Below are 19,923 nucleotides of genomic sequence, written 5' to 3'. Positions count from 1 at the left end.
GACGGGGCAATGAATTACGTCGATTGCGGGTGGCATGCTTTGCGGACTCCGGGGTCGCTCCGAGACTGCCGGCCACCCTCCCGTCCTTGCCTGCGCGCCGTCTTCCTCTTACCCTTAGCGTTAGCCTTAAGTACCTGCCCCGGACACCGTGCGGCAGACTGCCTGCACGGTCGTCGATGCGCGGCGCGAAGCCGTCCCTCGCTCCCGTTCTATTCGTGTGATCATCAGAGGCACATCAGGATGGCTGATTATCTTGCTGACATCGATCCCGACAGGTTGAACTTCCTTGGGATCTTCGGGCTGTTGATTGGCGGCCTCGCGCTGTTTCTTCTCGGTCTGGAGTTCTTGACCGGCGGCCTGAAGGCGATCGCGGGATCGAAACTGCAGTCGCTGATCGGCGTGCTGACCGCAAGCCGGTTTCGCGGCGTGGTGGCGGGCGCCGTCGTGACCGCGCTGCTGAATTCGTCGACCATCACGACGGTGCTGATGGTCGGTTTCGTGTCCGCCGGCCTGATGACGTTGACCCAGGCGGTGCCGATGATCATGGGCGCGAACATCGGCTCGACCATCACCGCGCAGATCATCGCCTTCGACGTTTCGCGTCTGACGCCGTACATGCTGTCGATCGGCTTCGTGCTGCACGCGTTTGCCCCGCGCGAGCTGCTGCGGCAGCTCGGCCGCGTCGTAATGGGGCTAGGACTGCTGTTCATGGGCATCCAGCTGATGGGCGAGTCCACGCATCCGCTGCGCACCTATCAGCCGTTCATCGACGCGATGCAGGACATGCGCAATCCGCTCGTCGGCGTCATCGTGGGGGCGGTCTTCACCGCGGTTGTGCAAAGCTCGGCGGCGACGCTCGCGGTCGTGATTGCGTTGAGCGGCCAGGGCTTGATGCCGCTCGAAGCCGCCATCACGCTGATTCTCGGCGCGAATGTCGGCACCTGCGGCACGGCACTGCTCGCCTCGATCGGCAAGCCACCGGAAGCGTTGCAGGTCGGCGTCGTGCATCTGATCTTCAATGTGCTCGGCGTCGTGATTGCGCTCTTCCTGATTCCGCAGATGGCGGAGGTCGTGCGCTGGATATCGCCGTCGCATCCGGAACTGCAAGGGCTTGCACGCCTCGCGGCCGAGGCGCCGCGTCAGGTAGCCAATGTGCATACGCTGTTCAGCGTGGCGAACACGCTGCTGCTGATCTGGTTTGCCGGTCCGATCGCGCGGCTCGCGCAACTGGTCGTGCCGAAGCGCGCGAAGGCCGCCAAACCCGCGGGTGATCCGCAGTATCTCGACGAGACGTCGCTGGCGGTGCCGGCACTTGCACTGCAACGCGTGCGTATCGAGCTGACCCGGCTCGGCGCGCAGGTGCTCGACGTTGTGCAACGCGGCTCGCAGATGGTGTCGACCGGCACGATGGAAGAGATCAATCAGATGCTCGATCAGGACAAGGAAAGCGACCGGCTGGCCTTCGAGATTCTTCAATATATCGGCCGCCTGTCGCAGCGGCAGCACTCGGAGGAAGAAGGTCAGCAGGTGGTCGGCTATACGCAGGTCACGAGTCATCTGGAGAGCATCAGCGGCATTGTCGGCATGACGCTGATGACGGTCGGACAACAACGAATGACGCAGCAGATCGATCTGCTGCGTCTGCGCGATGCGGCGACCACGCAGTTTTCCGAGGCGGTGATCCGCAATCTCGAGCAGGCGATCCGCACGATCGAGACGCGCGATCCGGAAGAGGTCGCGAAGGTCGTCGACGCGAAGGCCGGCATCGACAAGCTCGCCGCGACCGCGCGTCAGGTCGTGCTCGCGAAGCTTCAGCTGGCGGACAAGGCGGACGTGGTCACGTTCCGGACCGCCATGGATCTGATCGAGCAGGGCCGGCAGATCGCGCAGTTCGCGCGGGCCATTGCGAAAAATGTGGCAGCGCTTCAAGAGCTGCAATAGCGCGCGACGCATGATTGGAGATCGATATATTCGCGCAAAGTGATCGCCAGCACACGGACGTTGGGGTTGCACGAGCTCTAAACTTGTGGCGTGTCATCCTCGTGACACGCTTTCAAAGAGAGTGGGATTGCCCGCCTTTGCTGTGCGGGTTTTTTTCGCCTCGCGCGTGTTGTGGTATCAGTAGTCAAGGCGCGGCGGTGAAGTCGATCGTGCGACGACCCACGGTAGCTCGCACAATAAGCAACGCCTGAAGCGATTTAACACACGCCGCATCCATAATTTGATAGCCTTTGTCGCAGCAGAGCATTGAACTCAAGGAGGGCTTCACCATGATAAGGTGGCTTGCTAACTGGGCTTCACAACATGCTCCTACTCCCGAGAAACAGGCCGAACGCGCGCTGAACAACTTGCGCATGGAACTGTTTCAGGCCGAACAGCTCGTGCTCGACGCACAGCTGCGTGCCGATTACTATCGGGCTCGCCTGACCTTCCTCGAAGAAGTCACGCGAAAGGGAATCGAACAGGTATCGGACGAACGCAAGGCTCCTCTGGAGTCTCCCCAGCCGTTGCGGCCGGGACTCAAGCTCACCGCGGCGCAATAGCCGCGTCTATTCCATCGCAATGTGTTCCGTCACCCGCGTTTCGATACGTGGGCTGATGGCAATCGTGCTGTCGCGGGCGCGTGCAGTGCACGCTCTCGATAGTCGATTGTGTGAGCATTGATTGCCGAGCGGAGAAGTGTCCGGTTGCCCGGTTTCGTGCTTCGACCGGGCAACCTGGACTGAGTGTGATTTTTACTGCGTGATTTTTACTGCGCGACTTCCACTGCGCTTCGCTTACTGCGAAACGCCTGCTTCGTCCTGCTTAACTTGCCAGATCGGGCGGCAGCTTGCCGCCGTTTGCCGCGAGCGCCTGCATCACCTGCTTGTGCAGCCAGATGTTCATGCTCGCGGAGTCGTTCATGTCCCCGCTGTACTTCAATTCCTGGGCAAGTTGCTTGCGGTGTTCGAGACTGCTGTCGACGCCGAGTGCCTTCATCGTGTCGACAATCGACGTACGCCAGTTCAACGTCTGTCCGCTTTCGCTGACGAGTTGATCCATCACGGCGGCCACGTCGACGTCGGTCAGCGGCGCGGGCGCGGCGGGAGCGCTGGGCGTCGCGGCTTGCGCGGCGGCCGGGTCGGGGGTGGGTTCTGTCGCGGGGGGAGGTTGGTCCGGCTTCGCTTTGCCGAACAGCTTGTGCACGATGTCACCAAAAATACTCATTTCCGAAATCTCCGCGGTTGAATAACGAATGCGAGTGGGGGCGCTCGCAGGACATACCCCCACTATGCTACGCGATCTACCACGGTGAAAAACGTAATATTTTGTCAACCCGTCGACTGCTCGTATTGGTCCGCGCGCAATGATCCTGACACGACTCAGCCCGCGTCACGTCAACATGACGCTGTGCGTGGTTGATGGAAGGAGAACAACATCATTGCGTCACGAGCCGCTGAACCAGTTGTAGCCCTGGTTCTCCCAATAGCCGCCCGGATACTGGTTCGTGATTTCGATAGCGACGACATGCTTGGGATTCTTGAAGCCGAGCTTGGTCGGCACACGCAGCCTCATCGGGAAACCATACTTCGGCGGCAGCACGTCACCGTTGTAAGTCAGCGTGAGCAGCGTCTGCGGGTGGAGCGCCGTCGGCATGTCGATGCTCGTCCAGTAGTTGTAGTCCGCGCAATGAAGCGACACGTACTGTGCACTCGTGTCCGCGCCCGCGCGGCGCAGGAATTCGGAAAAGCGCACGCCGCCCCAGCGACCGATCGCGCTCCATCCTTCGACACAGATAAGACGCGTGATCTGGCTTTCCTGCGGCAGCGCGCGCAGTTCGTCGAGCGTCCAAGTACGCTTGCCGCGCGCGAGGCCGCTGACCTGCAGACGGTAGGTCGCGGCATCGATCTCGGGCACCTCGTCGACGCCATAGAACGCATTGAACGGAAACGGCCGTGTGATCATCGATGCCGGATACGTGGGCGCCAGCTTGTTCGGATCGAACAGCAGTGCCTGCACGTCGTCGTTGAAGAACGAGATGCGGCGCAGCGCGGTATTCACCGCCTTGTCGTCGGTCAGATCGCAACCGGACAGCAGCGCGATGCCGCCTAACGTCAGCAGCCGCCGGCCGAACAGCCGGCGCGCAGGCGATTTGAGTTCGCGCTGAGCATCGCGAATGATCGATTCGCCATGCGTCGCGAGGAAGGTGCCTTGTTGCGCGGTTCGTTTTCGGATCGTCATGATTTACCGTCCGCGTAGCATCAACAGCAGCGAGCGGGGCACGAGCGCAACCATCGCGACGTGAATGACGAAAAACGCCACCAGGATGCTCATACACATGAAGTGCACCACGCGCGCGTTGTCATATCCGCCCATCAGCGTGCGCAGCAGCGGGAACTGCACCGACTTCCAAATGGCGAGCCCGGACAACACGATCAGCAGGATGTCGGCGATCACGACGAGATAGGCGAGCTTTTGCACCGAGTTGTAGTGCGCGAGGTCGTCGTGTTTCAGGCGCCCGCTCAGCGCGGCGAGCAGATCGGCGACCAACTGTTTCGGCCGGACAGGCAGCAGCTTGCGTCGAAAGCGTCCGGTCGCCAGATTCAGCGCCAGATAGACGATGAAATTCGCGACCAGCAGCCACATCACTGCGAAATGCCATTGCAGCGCTCCGGCGAGCCAGCCGCCAAGCGTGATCGAAGGTGGAAACTCAATTGCGGGAAAGATCGGCGACGCGTCGTAGATCTGCCAGCCGCTCATTACCATCAGCACGACCGCGACAGCATTGATCCAGTGCGTAATTCGCACCCATCCGGGTTGAACCATGTTGTGCCTCAAGGCCACTCCATGCTCGTTGACAATCATTCCGGTGCCGCGGGAGCCGTCAACGGGATGCCGTCGGCGCCGGTATGGGGCCGCAGGCAGGATCGGGCGACGAGGTACGCTGCGAGCGTCAGACTGGCATTGCGCCCGAAGCGGTAACGCGATCGATCGACGGTTATTCCGTCGTGTCTGAAATCTTTTCGTTCTTGCTATCGACTTTCAATGACGACGCACATCGCGCAGGAAGGCCGTCCCGCCGCATGGGAAACGCAGCATACGACATTCCTGACTACGGGCAGACGCTGGCTCGAAGGTTGCAGCGCGGAAGGTTCGGTGGTCGCAGCACCCTGAGCCGGGTAGCGCACAACGGTAATTGAGTACCAGCCGGTCTCGCGAGGCCGGCTCAGCCCGAAGCGGCATGACCGTAGCACGGTCATGCCGCTTTTTTCTTTTTGTGCCCTTTTTGTGTGGGGCAAATCCGCTACCAGCGCGGCGCATCCATGTTGATCGGAAAAGCGGGGCGTCTCAGTGCCGTTCTATGCGAGTTCATTCCCGCTTCATCTGTTCTGTTTATCAGGGTGTGCACCAGCAGGCGTTCGAAAAGCCCGCTTCGAAGGGCCGTGACTCTGGTTTGAACGCTTGTCCAGTGGGGCTTTGCGCGAATCGGACGGGCTTCGCCGATGCTATGCGGAACGCTGAGAATGCGGATACTCGCATCGACCCGATGGTTAACCCGCGCTTTGGCCCGCGAAGGACGAAACGTACCTTCACGCCAGTTATTTGAGTAAGCCGTGTAGGGGCCCATCGCCACGATGGTTACCGAGTCGACGTACTTTGCGAAGCTACCCGCTTCGAGCGCGCGATGAGACCAATGAAGGGGACAGGAGAGTTTTGATGACCAGTACTACCAGCGGTAACAGGATTGATATCAAGAAGTTCATCGACGAACGGTCGATTTCGCCCTACCAGTGGCTATTGGTCGTGCTGTGTTTTCTGATCGTGACGGCCGACGGCATGGACGTCGCGATCATGGGTTTCGTCGCGCCTTCCATCATTCATAACTGGGCGATTTCGCGCCCCGAATTCGGACTCGTGATGAGCGCGGCGCCGATCGGTCTCGTGATTGGCGCATTGTTCGCGGGTCCGGCATCGGACCGCATCGGCCGCAAGTGGGTGCTGATTACGTCAGTGTTTCTGTTCGGCGTGTTCACGATCGCGACTGCGTTCGCGCAATCGCCGTTTTCGATGGCAGCATTGCGTCTGCTCAGCGGTGTCGGTCTCGGCGCCGCGATGCCGAACTCGACGACGCTGCTGTCCGAGTACGCACCGCAACGCAAGCGCGCGCTGCTGATCACCGTGATGTTCACGGGCTTCAATCTCGGCTCGGCATTGATCGGCTTCGCGGCCGGCTGGCTGATTCCGGTTCACGGCTGGCGCGCGGTGCTGATTTTCGGCGGCGCACTGCCGCTCGTGCTGATCCCGTTCCAGATCTGGCTGCTGCCCGAGTCGGCCCGTCTGCTCGCGGTGCGCGGCGCGCCCGCGCAGCGTATCGGCAAGGTGCTTGGTCGTGTGTGCGGCGTGCACTTCGCGGGCAATGAAGTGTTCGTGTCGAACGAGCCGCCGCTGCCCACGCGCAAGCCGATCGGCGTGCTGTTCTCGCAAGGCTATGGCTCGATGACGATCGCGCTGTGGGTCACGTATTTCATGGGCCTGCTCGTGATCTATCTGCTGACCGGCTGGCTGCCGACGCTGATGAAAGATGCGGGTCTGTCGGTCACGACCGCGGCCAACGTCACGGCGATGTTCCAGATCGGCGGTACGATCGGCGCGATCCTCGTCGGCTGGCTCATGGACAAGGCGCGTCCGGCGCCGGTCATCAGCGCCGCGTATATCGGCGGCGCACTGTGCGTGCTCGGGCTCGGCCACATCGGCGCGCTGTCTTCGTCGCTTGCATTGCTGGTGTTTGCCGCGGGCTTTTGCATGAGCGGCGCGCAAACCGGTCTGAACGCATTTGCACCCGGCCGCTACCCGACCGTTGCGCGTGCGACTGGTGTGAGCTGGATGCTCGGCATGGGCCGCTTCGGCAGTATCTTCGGCTCGGCGATCGGCGGCGCGCTGCTCGGCTTCGGCTGGCAGTTCGGCGCGATCCTGGCGATGCTCGCGATCCCCGCCGCACTCGCCGCTATCGCGATCCTGGTGAGCCAGCGTGTGGGCGGCGCCGAAACGGTGGCGCAGCCGAATATCGCGCATTGAGGCGTGAGGCAACGCGGCGCGCGCGCGTTTCGCGGGCGCCGCTGGATAAATTCATCTACTGAGGAATCACGGTGATCATCGACATTCACGGACACTACACCACCGCGCCGAAAGCGTTGGAGACGTGGCGCAACCGCCAGATCGCAGGCATCAAGAGTCCTTCCGGGATGCCGAGGGGGTCGGAATTGCAGATCAGCGACGACGAGCTGCGCGAGTCGATCGAAAACAACCAGTTGAAACTGATGCGCGAGCGCGGCCTCGATCTGACGATCTTCAGTCCGCGCGCGAGCTTCATGGCGCACCACATCGGCGACTTCGAAATCTCGAGCACGTGGGCCGCGATCTGCAACGAACTGTGCTATCGCGTGAGCCGGCTGTTTCCCGAGAACTTCGTGCCGGCCGCGATGCTGCCGCAAAGTCCGGGTGTCGATCCGGCCACCTGTATTCCTGAACTCGTCAAATGCGTCGAGCAGTACGGCAATGTCGCGATCAACCTGAATCCCGATCCGTCGGGCGGCCACTGGACCAGCCCGCCGTTGTCGGACCGTTCCTGGTATCCGATCTACGAGAAGATGGTCGAGTACGACATTCCCGCGATGATTCACGTGAGCACGAGCTGCAACGCGTGCTTCCACACCACCGGGTCGCACTACCTGAATGCGGATACCACCGCGTTCATGCAATGCCTGACCTCGGACCTGTTTCGCGATTTTCCGACGCTGCGTTTCGTGATTCCGCACGGCGGCGGTGCGGTGCCGTATCACTGGGGTCGTTTCCGCGGCCTCGCGCAGGAACTGAAAAAGCCCTTGCTGAAAGACCATCTGCTGAACAACGTGTTCTTCGACACCTGTGTCTATCATCAGCCGGGTATCGACCTGCTCACGCGCGTGATTCCCGTGGACAACATCCTGTTCGCGAGCGAAATGATCGGCGCGGTGCGCGGCGTCGATCCGGAAACCGGTCACTATTTCGACGACACGAAGCGCTACGTTGAAGCCGCGGATATGAATCCGGAGCAGCGCTACAAGATCTACGAAGGTAACGCGCGGCGCGTCTATCCGCGTCTCGACGCGTTGCTGAAAACGAAGGGGCTGTGATCATGTATGAAATCGGAGTCGTCTATCGCAACATCCAGCGCGCGGATGCGGAGGTGGCAGCGAAACTCGGCGCGCTCGGTTCGGCCACCGTGCATGAAGCGATGGGCCGCACGGGCCTGCTCCAACCGTATATGCGCCCGATCTATACCGGCGCGCGCGCGAGCGGCACGGCCGTCACGGTGCTGCTGCAACCGGGCGATAACTGGATGCTGCACGTCGCGGCCGAACAGATCCGGCCGGGCGACGTCGTCGTCGCCGGCGTCACCGCACAGAGCACCGACGGTTACTTCGGCGATCTGCTGGCCACGAGCTTCAAGGCGCGCGGCGCGCATGCGTTGATCATCGACGCCGGCGTGCGCGACGTCAGCGTGCTGAGCGAAATGAACTTCCCGGTCTGGAGCAAGGCCATTTCCGCGAAAGGCACGGTCAAGGCGACGCTCGGCTCGGTGAACATTCCGGTCGTGTGCGCGGGTGCGTTGGTCACACCGGGCGACGTCGTCGTTGCCGATGAGGACGGCGTGGTCGTGGTGCCGGTGGCCGCCGCGCAAGCCGTGCTCGACAAGGCTGCGGCGCGCGAGGCCAATGAAGCCGGGAAGCGCGCGAAACTCGCCTCTGGGGTGCTCGGTCTCGACATGTACAACATGCGCGGGCCGCTCGAGCAGGCCGGACTGCGTTACAAGGACTGACAGGCGTGGTCGCAATGATCAATGATCAAGCCACGCGCGCGCCGATCACCGGCATTTCGTCGATGGCCATGCGCCAGGTGCTGGCCGGACTCGCCCCGTTCTACGAGCGGCGCACGGGGCAAGGCGTCGCGATCGAATCGGTCGGCGGCGTCGATGCGGCGCGCCGGGTCGAGGATGGCGAAGTCTTCGACATCGTCGTGCTTGCCGCCGACGCGATCGAGAGGCTCGTGGTGACGGGTTGTGTCGAGGCGGCGAGCCGCGTCGGACTCGCGCGCTCGGGCATCGCGGTCGCGGTCGCGGCCGGAGAAACGCACCCGGACATCGCGTCCGAAGCAGCGCTGCGCGACGCGATTCTCGGTGCGCGCAGTATCGGTTACTCGACGGGGCCGAGCGGTACGCATCTACTGAAGCTGTTCGAACGCTGGGGCATTGCCGGGCAGATCGCTTCGCGTATCGTGAAGGCGCCGCCGGGTGTGCCGGTCGGCACGCTCGTCGCGCGCGGAGAAGTCGCGCTCGGCTTTCAGCAGATGAGCGAATTGATTCACGTGGGCGGCATCGACGTGCTCGGCGAGCTTCCGGCCGCCACCCAGTCCACCACAACTTTCACCGCCGCGATCTGCACGGTGGCGCGCCAGCGTGAAGCAGCCCAGGCGTTGCTGGCGTTTCTGGCCTCGCGCGAGGCCGACGGCGCAAAGCTGCAAAACGGCATGTCGCCGGCTTGATGGCGGGCGGCGCTCGCCGCCCAGGCTTGTGTCCTTGCCTTTTCCGCCTCCATCTCTTTGCGCGAGCGCATGCTCGGCTTCGAAACGCTGAAAGCGCTGACCGGCACGCCCGCTCGGATGGCGGACGCAAAACGCTACGAATGAAAGCGGATTCAAGCCAGCAGCTTGCCCCACTCGTAATCGATACTGTCCGGCGTGAAGGGCAGCACGCCCGCGCCGGGCGTAAATGTAAGTTCGCCGAAATAAACGAGGTCGTCCGGCGCATACAGGTCGACGCGCACATAGTCGAAGTCTTCGCACAGACGGGCCGCGACATCGAGCACGGCCTGTAGATGCGGCGGGCGCGGAGCGGGCAACGCGCTGCGCTTGTAGTCGCCGATTGCGATATCGAGGTGATTCCAGTCGGCGTCGTACACGTCGCCGTGCGTCGCGTTGCCGAATCGATCCGAGATCACGAGGATATAGATGATCGGCCCGCCAGGACGGCCGCCAAAGCAGTGCATTTTGAAATCCGCCGGAATCTGGCCGCGCCGATCGAGCAGCAACTGCTCGAAGAAAACGCGCGGCTCGATCGTCCGATAGTGCCGCTCGCGCCCAACGTAATAGAATTCGGCGCGCAACCATTGGTCGGCGAGCTTCTTCAGCTTCTCGAACGAGGTCTCTGATTTGTTTCTCACCACTTCGACGTAGCTGCTGCCGTGATTGGCTTTCATTACGAAAGCATCCGGCAGTGCGTCGAACACTTCGGGCGTGAATGCATCGGGCGCTGCGATCAGCGGTATCAAATGCTTGTCGCCGATTTTCCGGGCAATATATTCCCGCACCAGAAGCTTGTCGGTCAGGTCGATATAGCGCGGATCAGGATGAAGATTGCGCTGCAGGATCTTCTCATTGAACGTCACCGGACGAATCAGGTTCGGATAGCGGCCAATGCATTTGTGATGTAACAGGCTTAGGAAAAGGGCGTCCGGCAATAGCGTTTTCGCCGCTTCCTTGATTTTTCTCGCGGTAGATGGCGATTGCCCGTGCGCCGAATGCGCACCGGTGTGCAAGCCCGGCTGCCGGCAGGGCGCGGCCAGAGCACTGTCACCGGAGTGTAGGGAGGCCATGTTTTTCGGCGCGACGGCCGCATCCTGCGCGGCCAGTTCGGCGGATTTGATGATCGTCATGTTCTAATCCCTTTGCGGTCGAGTCGACGAGTCGTCCTCGGAGTAACGGGAATTGAAATCAAAGCGTCAGCGGCGCTTGCCGCAACATCTCGGTCGCGGCACTCCAGCTTTCCTCCGGCGTCAGCCAGCGTTCGTCCGCATCCACATGCTGTTGCGCGCGGAATTGCGTCGGCGACATACCATAGCGCTCCTTGAATAGCCGCCCAAGCCGATTACCGTCGCCCATTCCGCAGCGGCGCGCAATCTTGTCGACCGGCAGATCGGTGTTCTTCAGCATCGAGCGAACGATCTCGAAGCGTGTGCGCAGCAGATATTCGAGCGGCGTCATGCCGAACTCGCATTTGAAGCGGCGCTGGAAATTGCGCTTGCTCATCGCCACCGATTCGGCCGCCTGCGCAACCGAAATTGCCTTGCTGTAGTTTTCCTTGATCCAGCGCGCCGATTCGCGAATCTTCTCCGTCGTCGTCGTGATGTTGACGTCGTCGAACTCGGAGCGGCTTTTCTCGGCGTAGCCGGTTTGCAGGATGCGGCCTATCTTGCGGGCAGTGTCGGTATTGATGTCGCGTTCGATCTGCGCGAGCGCGAGATCGGTCGGCGTCACATTGCTTTGCGTGCGCGCGGCGTCACCGCTGTCGTCGAACAGAAAAATCGGCACGATCGATTGCAGCGGATCGTTGCAGACGACCGCGAGATTCGCACCCTGTTGCATGCCGAAAGATGCAATCGATCCTTGCAGCGAGATCCACGACAGAAAGCGGTCGTTGGATTCCGCGACTTCGGTGACGTCGCGGCAGGCCACGAAGAGCGCATGGAAATCAGCGAGGCAGTAGCGTTCGAGGCCTTGCGTCCAGATCGATATGCCGGACGAACTGGTCACCAGACCGCCGCCGTCGGATACCACGGTAAACCGGTATGGCGCCTCTTCGCCAGCCGTTCTCTTGAACTCATTGGCAAGCCGGAACGCGTCGCCGATCGCGCCGGTACTTGCCATCGAACAATCCTGAAAGACGAATAGACCAATGTGCTTCATCACGCGAGCTTCTCCAGTCAGGAAAATCTACGCATTGAGATTAGCGCATCGATTTGGGCGAGACGAGCTTGGCCGGCATGCGTGGGTGTTTTGGCGTAATCGTCAGGATTCAAGAAATTCTTACCTCGCTATTCGCAGAAATGCGTGCTACTAATTAACGTTGCACGGAATTTTTTTCCCGATCAATTAGCGCGATTCTTGCAAGCGAAATGCTGGGGCATCGGCGGAATGCGCCGAGTGGCTTGGATTCGGCGCGATTCGCGGGATAACAAGGGCATTCCTGGCACTTGAGCCTTGCAATTGGCGTTCTGTCGCGATGTACGATGCCTCTCGTATTACTCTGTTACAGCAATTGCAGATCGCAACAAGCCTTTCCGGCTTCTGTTTCATTTGTAAAAGGCTCCGCATTATCGGCCAATAGCACCCTACTTTGGGCCGCCGGCGAATGCCTCGATCCTTTGCGGACTATGCTTCAGCGCAACATCGAGAGAGAAATTGTCAATCGCGGATTACGTGAATGGCGGGCTTCGCATTTGCTGATTCGTGAGAAGAACAATCGGCAATACCGCGGTGGATAAGCAATAGCTGTGTAGCCTTCCGTGGTTCGAGAGGTCCCGAACACGGCTCCCCGACCTAACCCGACACAGCACGTCGCTTCGCCGTGCTGCCAGCCAATCGAGGGTCTATCCGGCCGGCGGCATAAATAGCGACGTGGCGACGCAAAGCGATCGCCGATCGTTTTGTTTCATCAACCTGCAAGGATCAGACCGGTGGATTACTATCCGCAAAACTCGCTCTATCCCGCTGTTGATACCGAGCGTAGACAACTCAGTGCCCGCGCGATGCTCACGCTAATGCGCGACCACATCTGGGAGATCGTGGTGACGACGGTCGTCGTCCTCACGTTCGCGGTCGCGTATCTTCTGATTGCCACGCCTATCTATTCCGCTGACGTAATCATTCGCGTGGACCCACCCGAGCCAAATGCCCTCGGACTCGCGTTGCAGAACCAGGAACTGTTGCCGCCACCGACGCCGTCGTCGGTAACCGAAATGGCGGTCATGGAAAGCCGTGCAGTTTTGCAGCCGGTGATGGACCAGTTCCGTTTCGACATTTCGGTGAAGCCGCACAAGCTTCCGGTTCTCGGCGACATCGCCGAAAAATTCGCTACACCGGGACAGCCCGCGGCGCCGTGGCTCGGGCTGAAATCATTTGCATGGGGCGGCGAGCGTGTGCAGATCGCCGCGCTCGACGTGCCGCGCGAACTCGAGGAAGAGAAGCTGACCTTGACCGCGCTCGACAATGGCGCCTTCGAATTGCACGGCCCGTCCGGCGAGTTGCTGGCGAGTGGCACGGTCGGCGTGCCGCTCAAGCAGAACGGCGTGTCGATGCTCGTGAAGGAACTCGCTGCGCGGCCGGGCACGAAGTTCGAGGTGATCCGCTGGAATGAGCTCGATGCCATCAAGCGCTTCACCAGTCTCGTCAAGATTGGCGACAAGGTGAAAGACTCTGGGCTGATGCAAATCCAGTACCGCGACAAGAGTCCGGACAAAGCCGCGGCCGTCGCCAATGCATTGGGAGAGCAATACCTCGCATCCGCGGTGGCGAGCCGGCAAGCGAACGACACGCAGACGCTCGCGTTTATTGACGGCGAACTCCCGCGTCTACTCGGCGAATTGCGAAAAGCCGAGGAAGCGCTGAAGAACTTCCGGTCGCGCTCGCAATCGATGCAGCCGACCAACGAGGCGCAAGCCTATTTGCAGGGCGGCCTCGATCTCGACAAGCAGATCGCGGCGCTGCAATTGCAGCGCACGCAAATGCTCGAGCGCTATACGGGACAGAGCCGCTGGGTGCAGAACGTCGACGAGCAACTGGCGCAATTAAAAGAAGCGAAAGCGAAATTCTCCGACCATTTCAACGGCATGCCCGCGTCGGAACGCGCGAGCGTCGATCTGATCCGCGCTCAGAAGGTCGCGGAAACGGTGTATCTCGGCATGGTGCAGAAGGCCGAGCAATTGCAGGTGCGCCGCGCCAGCACGACGGGCGGCGCGCATATTCTCGATCGCGCGATCAGACCGCATATGCCGGTCATGCCACAGCCGATTCTCGTGCTCGGCGGCGGATTGGTGCTCGGTATCGTGTCCGGCGTCGCGTTGGTCTTCATGCGCCGCCACGTGATGATCGGCGTGACCGACCCGCGCTATGTCGAGCGCCAGATGAGCGTGCCGGTGTTTGGGGAGATTCTGTTCAGCCATCAGCAACTGCTGCTCGACCGCGATGCGACCGCGGGGCGCAAATCGCTGCCGGCAGCAGCCGGGCGCGGCCATCCGCCGATGCAGAAGAGTCTGCACGAGATACAGTTCGATTCCGGCGTCCAGAACAGGATTCTCGCCGCGCGCTTTCCGCACGACACGTCGGTCGAAGCGCTGCGCAGCGTACGGACCGCCGTCACGCGCGATCTCGCGCATGCACGCAACAACATCGTGATGATCATCGGGCCCACGCCGTCGGCCGGCAAGAGCTTCGTCGCCGCGAATCTGGCGATCCTTCACGCTGAAATCGGCTCACGGGTGGTGCTGATCGATGCCGACATGCGACGCGGTCATCTCGCCTCGCTATTCAACGAGAGCAATCGTGGAGGCCTTTCCGAAGTACTGTCCGAACGCCTGCCGCTCCGCAGTGCGCTGCGCTCGACCCGCATCGAAGGATTGACGTTCCTGTCATGCGGCGTGCGCCCGGAGAACCCCGCCGCGCTGCTGATGCGGCCGCACCTGAAGGATGTGCTCGAGCGGCTGTCGAGCCAGTTCGATCTGGTGATCATCGATACGCCGCCTTTCCTCGCGGTCACCGACGCCTCGATCGTCGCGAACGAGGCGGGCGCATCTCTGCTCGTGCTGCGCTCGGGCATGCAAAGCGAGGAGGAGATCGCCGACACGCTCAGAAAGGTGGAACGCGCGGAAGGGCGCATCGCGGGCGCGGTGTTCAACGGCATTCCGCTGCGTCGAAGCACGAAGAACTATGGCTACGAAACGAACTATGCCAGCGATTTCGGCGAAAACGACGTTGGACAGCAAGCGCCGCGGGGCGCCTGAGCGTGTGGAGACCCCAACCGCGGTAAAGCGCGTTCGCGATGGCGTAAAACGGAGAACCAGATGGCCTTTGCAATCAACGGAAAGTTTACTTCTCAGTCCATCACGGGGGTTCAACGCGTTGCGTATGAGCTGACGCGGGCCATGCAGATGCGCGCCGCGCCCGGTGACGAACCGGAAGTGTTCGTGCCGCAAAACGCGGTCGAGCCGGGGGCGCTGCTCAAACCGCAACGGCGCTTTCCGTGGCTGCGCGGCACGCTGTGGGAGCAGATCACGCTGCCAGTCGCCGCACGCGGCATCACGCTGCTGAGTCTGTGCAATACGAACCCGCTGTTCAAGCACAGTCAGGTCGTGATGGTTCACGACATGGCCGTCTTTGACGTGCCGCAAGGCTTTTCGAGGAAATTCCGGCTCTGGTATCGCATTTGTTTCGCGCTCTTGCCGCGCACGCATCCGATCGTTCTGACGGTCTCGACGTTTTCGAAAATGCGGATCTGCCATCACCTGAAAATCGACGAATCGCGTGTGAAAGTGGTGGCGCCCGGCGCGGATCATTTCGACCGGATCGTTGCCGACCCATCGGTGCTGCAACGGCTCGAATTGAACAAGGACGCCTATTGCGTGATCGTCGGCAGTCTCGATCCGCGCAAGAATCTGCGCGGCGTGCTCGATGCGATCGTGCGGCTCGGGCATCTGCGCGACGTCAAATTCGTCATCGTGGGAAAACAGTATCCGCGCATCTTCAGCGGTGCAGGCGTCGAGCAGCCTGTGCATTCGCGGCAGGTCGTGTGGGCAGGTTTCGTGTCGGACGCGGAGCTGAAGGCACTGTACGAGAGCGCTGGCTGCCTCGTGTTTCCGTCGTTATACGAAGGTTTCGGCCTGCCGCCTCTGGAAGCGATGTATTGCGGCTGTCCGGTGATCGCGTCGGCGCGCACGTCGATACCCGAAGCATGCGGCGATGCCGCAATGTACTGCGACGCGACTTCCGCGGACGACATCGCCGCAAAGATCGCGCAGATGATGAGCGACGCCGATCTTCGCCAACGTTACCGCAGCGCGGGGCTGCTGCATGCGCGCGAGTTTCGCTGGGAGGGCGCGGCGCAAAAGGTGCTCGAAATCCTCGATGTCAAGACCGGCGAGCGGCTGCCAGAACTGGCGCCGCGCGCGTCCGCGAGCTAGCGATGGGTGGGCACGAACATGGATCGCATGAAGACCTGTGCTGGCAGAAGACGTGCATTGCGCACACTCGCCGCGTTGGCGGCGGGTGCGGCCGCGCCGTTGTCGAATATCAGGCCCGCTGTCGCATTGGTACGGGACGCACCGACCGCCAACGCGCGCGCTCGCATGATCACCGATCTGATCGGCACGAACGGCTGGGCCGGATCGGCCGCCGACATCGAGATGTGGCGAGCGATGGGCATCAGCTGGGGGCGCGACACGGTCGGCCCCGGTCAGCCTCATGGGCCCGGCGAGGCGATGCGCATCGACAAAACGGGCTCGGCGTTCCAAAGCGATCTGCCGTCGGTGTTGTTGCGAAACGAGCGCAATGGAATCGGTTCGCTGCTGCTGCTCGGCTATACGCCGAGATGGAATGCGAGTGTGCCGGGTGACAGCAATTCGGCACCGGTCGATGTGGACGCGTGGAAGCGGTATGTCGACGCGGTGGTCCGTAAGTATTCAGCGCCGCCTTATAACCTGCGCTATTTCCAGATCTGGAACGAGGCGGCCGGCAAGTTGTCCGGCGGCTTGCCTCAGTCCGTCTTCTGGCACGGCCCGGAGTTCAGCAAGGACGAAAAACGCTCGAAACCGTACGAACGCGCGATGCAGGATTACGTCGAGCGGATTCATATTCCGGCGGCCCGCGTCATTCGCAGTTATCGCGCGTATGTGGTGTATGGCGGCTGGCCGGACCAGGGCGGCCTCGATAACTTCCACCGCTGGCTCGAATATCGCAGTCCGGTCTTGAAAGAGCGCATGCTCGATTGGGTCGACTACATCGACACGCACTACTTGCCGGTTGCCGATATGGAATCGCTGTACCAGCGATATGTGAAGAGCGGTCCCGCGCGCGGCATCTGGCAAACGGAGATCGGCAACGAGTACATGAAAGACCCGCACTATTTGCCGCGTTATTTCTTCGACTTCGCGGTGTGGGCGCTCGGCAGGAATTGGGACGACCCGAACAAGTACCTGTCGATGATCTATCACTGGGACGGCTATGAACCTTTTCGTCTCACGCATCCCGGTCCGCCTGAACGAACCTACAACGTTTCCGGTCGAAGCTTGGTCGTGTTGCATCAAACAGCGGGTGGGCATCTGGCGGGTTTTTCGAAGCCGCTGCAATGCGGTCCGGGTGTTGCTGCAAATGCCTTGCTTTCCGGCAACGACCTCGTGATGCAGGTGAGCAGCAACGCGGGCTGGCAGAACATTTCCATCGGCGGGCTGCAGCCGCTGCGCTCGCACGCGGTGCAGGTCGATTTCATCGATGCGCTGAGCGGCGAGGCGAGCGCACCGGACAAGGTTGCATTGAGTTGGGACAGCGATTTGATGAACGTGCGATTCAAGGTACCCGACCAGGTGAACGGCGCTGGTAATAATCCGCCCAAACATCTGGCTTATCTCGTGGTGCGTCGTGTGACGCAGGCAGTGGCATAGCGATATTTCGCGAGCATGACGACCGCCGGGAGCCGGCGGATCGAACCTGACGGATAGCGTTGACACATCATGAAGCAGGTCACCATTGCGATTTGCAATTACAACTACGAGCACTATCTGGCCGCGGCGATCGACTCGGCGCTCGCGCAGGATTATCCGGCGACCACCGTCATGGTCGTCGACGATGGCTCGACCGACGGTTCGCGCGCGATCATCGAAAGCTATGGCGATCGCGTACTGACGTTGTGCAAGAAAAACGGCGGGCAAGTATCCGCCTACAACTATGCAATCGCGTCGCTCACCACCGAGTATGTGATCCTTCTCGATTCCGATGACGTGCTGTACCCATCCGCGGTTACCGAAGTCATGCGCTTTTTCGAGGGCGGCGAGTGGGCCAAGGTGCAATTCCGGCTCGACGTGATTGACAACGAAGGCGCATTGACGGGCGCCTACGTGCCGAATAGCGAGCCGCCACACGACTGCGGCAGGCTGCTGCGCGGTGGGTGGCTCTATCCGTCCCCGCCCGCGTCTGGCAATGCTTACCGGGTGAGCGCGCTCAAGCAGATCTTCCCGGTTCCCGAAGAGGGTGTGAATCGCTATGGCGCGGACTTTTATGCGATCTATGGCGTCGCGCTGGCTGGACCGATCGCGACCTTGTCGAAGTCGCTAGGCGGCTACCGGGTGCATAACGCGGGCAGTGAAACGGTGTCGTTCGCGAACTCGGAACAACTGACGAAAGCACCGCGCGCGTTCAACATGCGCTGGGCCATTCTGCGCAATATCGCCAAAGATCGGCTCGACATAGAGCTACCGGCAACATTTCTCGACTTCTCACACGAGAAAGCGACATTCTGCTCTTCCGTTTATCGCGCGACCCTGTTCCGGCGTTGGCATTGGATGATCCTCGATTCGCGCAACTATCTGCACACGATCATTGCAAATCCGTTCTGGAGCCTGAAGAAGAAGCTCGGCACGCTCGTACTGTCGAGCCTGTGTCTCGTGCCTTATTCGCCGCTGTCGGATTTCGCGGTGCGTTATATCGCGAACCCGCTCGCGCGCCGTCGCGTCGCAGGACGCTGAGGCGAAGGAGGACGGCATGGATAGACGAACGAGCGCCAACCTGATCGTATTTGTTTACGCCGGTTATTTCATGAGGTACGTGTACCTCCTGATCGTCGTGCCGTTCTATGGCCGGGTGCTCGGCGTGGCCGAATACGGCCGGGTACTCGCGTCGATGTCGCTGATGAACGCGATATGGATGCTCGTCGGCTTCGGCTTTGTATTCGTCGGCATGCGCGAGGTGGCGAAAGCGCAGTCGACCCAGGAATGCAATGCGATCTATTCGCTGCATGTCAGCGCGCGGCTGACACTCGCCGTGATCGGCGCGGGCATCGGCATCATTGCGACGTTCTGTTCACCGTTACTGTCGGAGCGGCCGCTGATCGGCCTGCTCGCGACCTTGCTAGGTATCGTGTCGGCATGCAATCTCGGCTGGCTGTTTCAGGGGCGGCAACACATTCGAACGCCGATCATGATCGAAGTGTTCGGCTTCGCGCTGAGTCTCGTGCTGGTGCTGACTCTCGTCAAAGGACCGAACGATGCCGTATGGGTGTTGGCGAGTCTGCTGATTGCGGGTATCGCGTCCTTGATCATTGCCTACGGTTTGACGACGTGGCAACTCGGCTGGCCGCGTCTGGCGTTTGCCGGCGTCCTGCCGCTCGTGCGCCGGTCGACGATGCTGTTCTGCTATTCGTCCGGCTCCGCCGTCCTGACGGCATCGTCGACGTATTTGCTGACCTTGTTCTCGACGCCCGCGGAGGTCGGCTATTTCGGCGCGGCCGAGCGTTTCGCGACGATCGGACTCAGCCTGATGGCCCCCGCGGCGCAAGTCTTTATTCCGACGATAACCCGGCAACTCGCGCAGGGCGACAAGGCGGGCGCGCATGTCACGACGCGGCGCGGCGCCATCTTGCTGCTCGGCTATGGCGTGCTCGTGCTGTGCGGCGCGTTGACGCTGTCGCCTTTCGTGTTGCCGCTGATTCTCGGCGCCGCGTTCGAGCCGAGCGTGCACGTGTTGCAGGTGTTTGCATGGATGTTCCCGTTCGCGGCTTTCAACGAGTTCGTCGCGCTCTATGTATTCGTGCCGCGCAGGAAAGACCGGGTGCTCGCGATGGCCGGCGTCGCCTCGGCGCTGGTCAATCTCGCAGCGGCGCTCGTTCTCGCGCCGCGTTTTGGCGCGATTGGCATGGCCTCTGCTCGGGTGATCGGCGAAGCGGCGCTGTCGGTGACGCTGCTCAGCGTGTTGATTCGCCTCGAGCTGGTCGGGCTGTTGCCCGGCGCCGAGCGTGCGCTCGAGCGGGTGCGGGTGGTGTGCGGGCTTAGTACGCAGGCGGGCGGCGCAAAGGACGATTGAAGTGGC

At 61.4% G+C, this 19,923-nt stretch carries 17 protein-coding genes; 12 read left to right on the top strand and 5 right to left on the bottom strand.

Going from position 1 to position 19,923, the window contains the following annotated elements; translation table 11 throughout:
• Positions 1 to 240: 240 nt before the first annotated feature.
• On the top strand, positions 241 to 1,941 hold the full coding sequence (locus OKW37_RS34470; protein WP_184067435.1) for a Na/Pi cotransporter family protein: 1,701 nt from the start codon (positions 241 to 243) through the stop codon (positions 1,939 to 1,941).
• Between the two features lie 329 nt (positions 1,942 to 2,270).
• Entirely contained in the window at positions 2,271 to 2,543 is a 273-nt protein-coding gene (locus tag OKW37_RS34465; RefSeq protein ID WP_084754487.1) for a hypothetical protein, read from the top strand.
• A gap of 262 nt (positions 2,544 to 2,805) precedes the next feature.
• Here OKW37_RS34465 and OKW37_RS34460 read toward each other — a convergent pair whose 3' ends face one another.
• The 3 genes from OKW37_RS34460 to OKW37_RS34450 all read right to left on the bottom strand — a co-directional run bounded on the left by OKW37_RS34460 (position 2,806) and on the right by OKW37_RS34450 (position 4,806).
• A complete protein-coding gene (locus tag OKW37_RS34460) occupies positions 2,806 to 3,207 on the bottom strand; it encodes a DUF3597 domain-containing protein (RefSeq protein WP_090809158.1) in 402 nt (133 codons plus the stop codon).
• 219 nt (positions 3,208 to 3,426) lie between these two features.
• Entirely contained in the window at positions 3,427 to 4,221 is a 795-nt protein-coding gene (locus OKW37_RS34455; RefSeq protein WP_429403603.1) for a molybdopterin-dependent oxidoreductase, read from the bottom strand.
• Positions 4,222 to 4,224: 3 nt separating this feature from the next.
• Entirely contained in the window at positions 4,225 to 4,806 is a 582-nt protein-coding gene (locus OKW37_RS34450; protein WP_184067445.1) for a cytochrome b/b6 domain-containing protein, read from the bottom strand.
• A gap of 219 nt (positions 4,807 to 5,025) precedes the next feature.
• Between OKW37_RS34450 and OKW37_RS34445 the strand changes: the two genes are divergently transcribed.
• The 5 genes from OKW37_RS34445 (at position 5,026) to OKW37_RS34425 (ending at position 9,561) form a co-directional block, all read left to right on the top strand.
• The gene (locus tag OKW37_RS34445; RefSeq protein ID WP_260321434.1) at positions 5,026 to 5,154 is read left to right on the top strand and encodes a hypothetical protein; all 129 of its coding nucleotides are present in this window, start codon (positions 5,026 to 5,028) and stop codon (positions 5,152 to 5,154) included.
• 543 nt (positions 5,155 to 5,697) lie between these two features.
• On the top strand, positions 5,698 to 7,056 hold the full coding sequence (locus tag OKW37_RS34440; RefSeq protein ID WP_429510042.1) for an MFS transporter: 1,359 nt from the start codon (positions 5,698 to 5,700) through the stop codon (positions 7,054 to 7,056).
• A gap of 71 nt (positions 7,057 to 7,127) precedes the next feature.
• Positions 7,128 to 8,153, top strand: coding sequence for an amidohydrolase family protein (locus tag OKW37_RS34435; RefSeq protein WP_429403602.1), 1,026 nt, complete (start codon positions 7,128 to 7,130; stop codon positions 8,151 to 8,153).
• Positions 8,154 to 8,155: 2 nt separating this feature from the next.
• Positions 8,156 to 8,839, top strand: coding sequence for a 4-carboxy-4-hydroxy-2-oxoadipate aldolase/oxaloacetate decarboxylase (ligK, locus tag OKW37_RS34430; protein ID WP_184039569.1), 684 nt, complete (start codon positions 8,156 to 8,158; stop codon positions 8,837 to 8,839).
• Positions 8,840 to 8,853: 14 nt separating this feature from the next.
• Positions 8,854 to 9,561: a substrate-binding domain-containing protein gene (locus OKW37_RS34425; RefSeq protein WP_429403601.1), complete on the top strand. Its 708-nt coding sequence runs from the start codon at positions 8,854 to 8,856 to the stop codon at positions 9,559 to 9,561.
• A gap of 152 nt (positions 9,562 to 9,713) precedes the next feature.
• Here the strand turns inward: OKW37_RS34425 and OKW37_RS34420 are convergent, their stop codons facing one another.
• Together OKW37_RS34420 and OKW37_RS34415 are read right to left on the bottom strand one after the other, a co-directional pair.
• Positions 9,714 to 10,730 carry an ATP-grasp fold amidoligase family protein gene (locus OKW37_RS34420; protein WP_429403600.1) on the bottom strand — a complete coding sequence of 339 codons (1,017 nt, stop codon included), beginning with the start codon at positions 10,728 to 10,730 and terminating at the stop codon, positions 9,714 to 9,716.
• Between the two features lie 58 nt (positions 10,731 to 10,788).
• Positions 10,789 to 11,721: a GlxA family transcriptional regulator gene (locus OKW37_RS34415; RefSeq protein ID WP_184067461.1), complete on the bottom strand. Its 933-nt coding sequence runs from the start codon at positions 11,719 to 11,721 to the stop codon at positions 10,789 to 10,791.
• A gap of 809 nt (positions 11,722 to 12,530) precedes the next feature.
• On the opposite strand from OKW37_RS34415, the gene OKW37_RS34410 reads away from it, so the two are divergent.
• The 5 genes from OKW37_RS34410 to OKW37_RS34390 all read left to right on the top strand — a co-directional run bounded on the left by OKW37_RS34410 (position 12,531) and on the right by OKW37_RS34390 (position 19,917).
• Positions 12,531 to 14,852 (top strand): polysaccharide biosynthesis tyrosine autokinase, encoded by a 2,322-nt coding sequence (locus OKW37_RS34410; protein WP_429403599.1) that lies wholly within the window; start codon positions 12,531 to 12,533, stop codon positions 14,850 to 14,852.
• 60 nt (positions 14,853 to 14,912) lie between these two features.
• Positions 14,913 to 16,028, top strand: a complete 1,116-nt coding sequence (locus OKW37_RS34405; protein WP_429403598.1) for a glycosyltransferase family 4 protein — start codon at positions 14,913 to 14,915, stop codon at positions 16,026 to 16,028.
• 18 nt (positions 16,029 to 16,046) lie between these two features.
• On the top strand, positions 16,047 to 17,504 hold the full coding sequence (locus OKW37_RS34400) for a hypothetical protein (RefSeq protein ID WP_429403597.1): 1,458 nt from the start codon (positions 16,047 to 16,049) through the stop codon (positions 17,502 to 17,504).
• 69 nt (positions 17,505 to 17,573) lie between these two features.
• Positions 17,574 to 18,584 carry a glycosyltransferase family A protein gene (locus OKW37_RS34395; RefSeq protein ID WP_429403596.1) on the top strand — a complete coding sequence of 337 codons (1,011 nt, stop codon included), beginning with the start codon at positions 17,574 to 17,576 and terminating at the stop codon, positions 18,582 to 18,584.
• Positions 18,585 to 18,600: 16 nt separating this feature from the next.
• On the top strand, positions 18,601 to 19,917 hold the full coding sequence (locus OKW37_RS34390) for a lipopolysaccharide biosynthesis protein (protein WP_429403595.1): 1,317 nt from the start codon (positions 18,601 to 18,603) through the stop codon (positions 19,915 to 19,917).
• The last annotated feature ends 6 nt before the right edge of the window (positions 19,918 to 19,923 follow it).

The organism is Paraburkholderia sp. MM5482-R2 (assembly GCF_050436125.1).
Taxonomy (GTDB): Bacteria; Pseudomonadota; Gammaproteobacteria; order Burkholderiales; family Burkholderiaceae; genus Paraburkholderia; species Paraburkholderia tuberum.
Note: the sequence above shows the minus strand (reverse complement) of the source record. Positions and strands in the feature narration are given on the sequence as shown.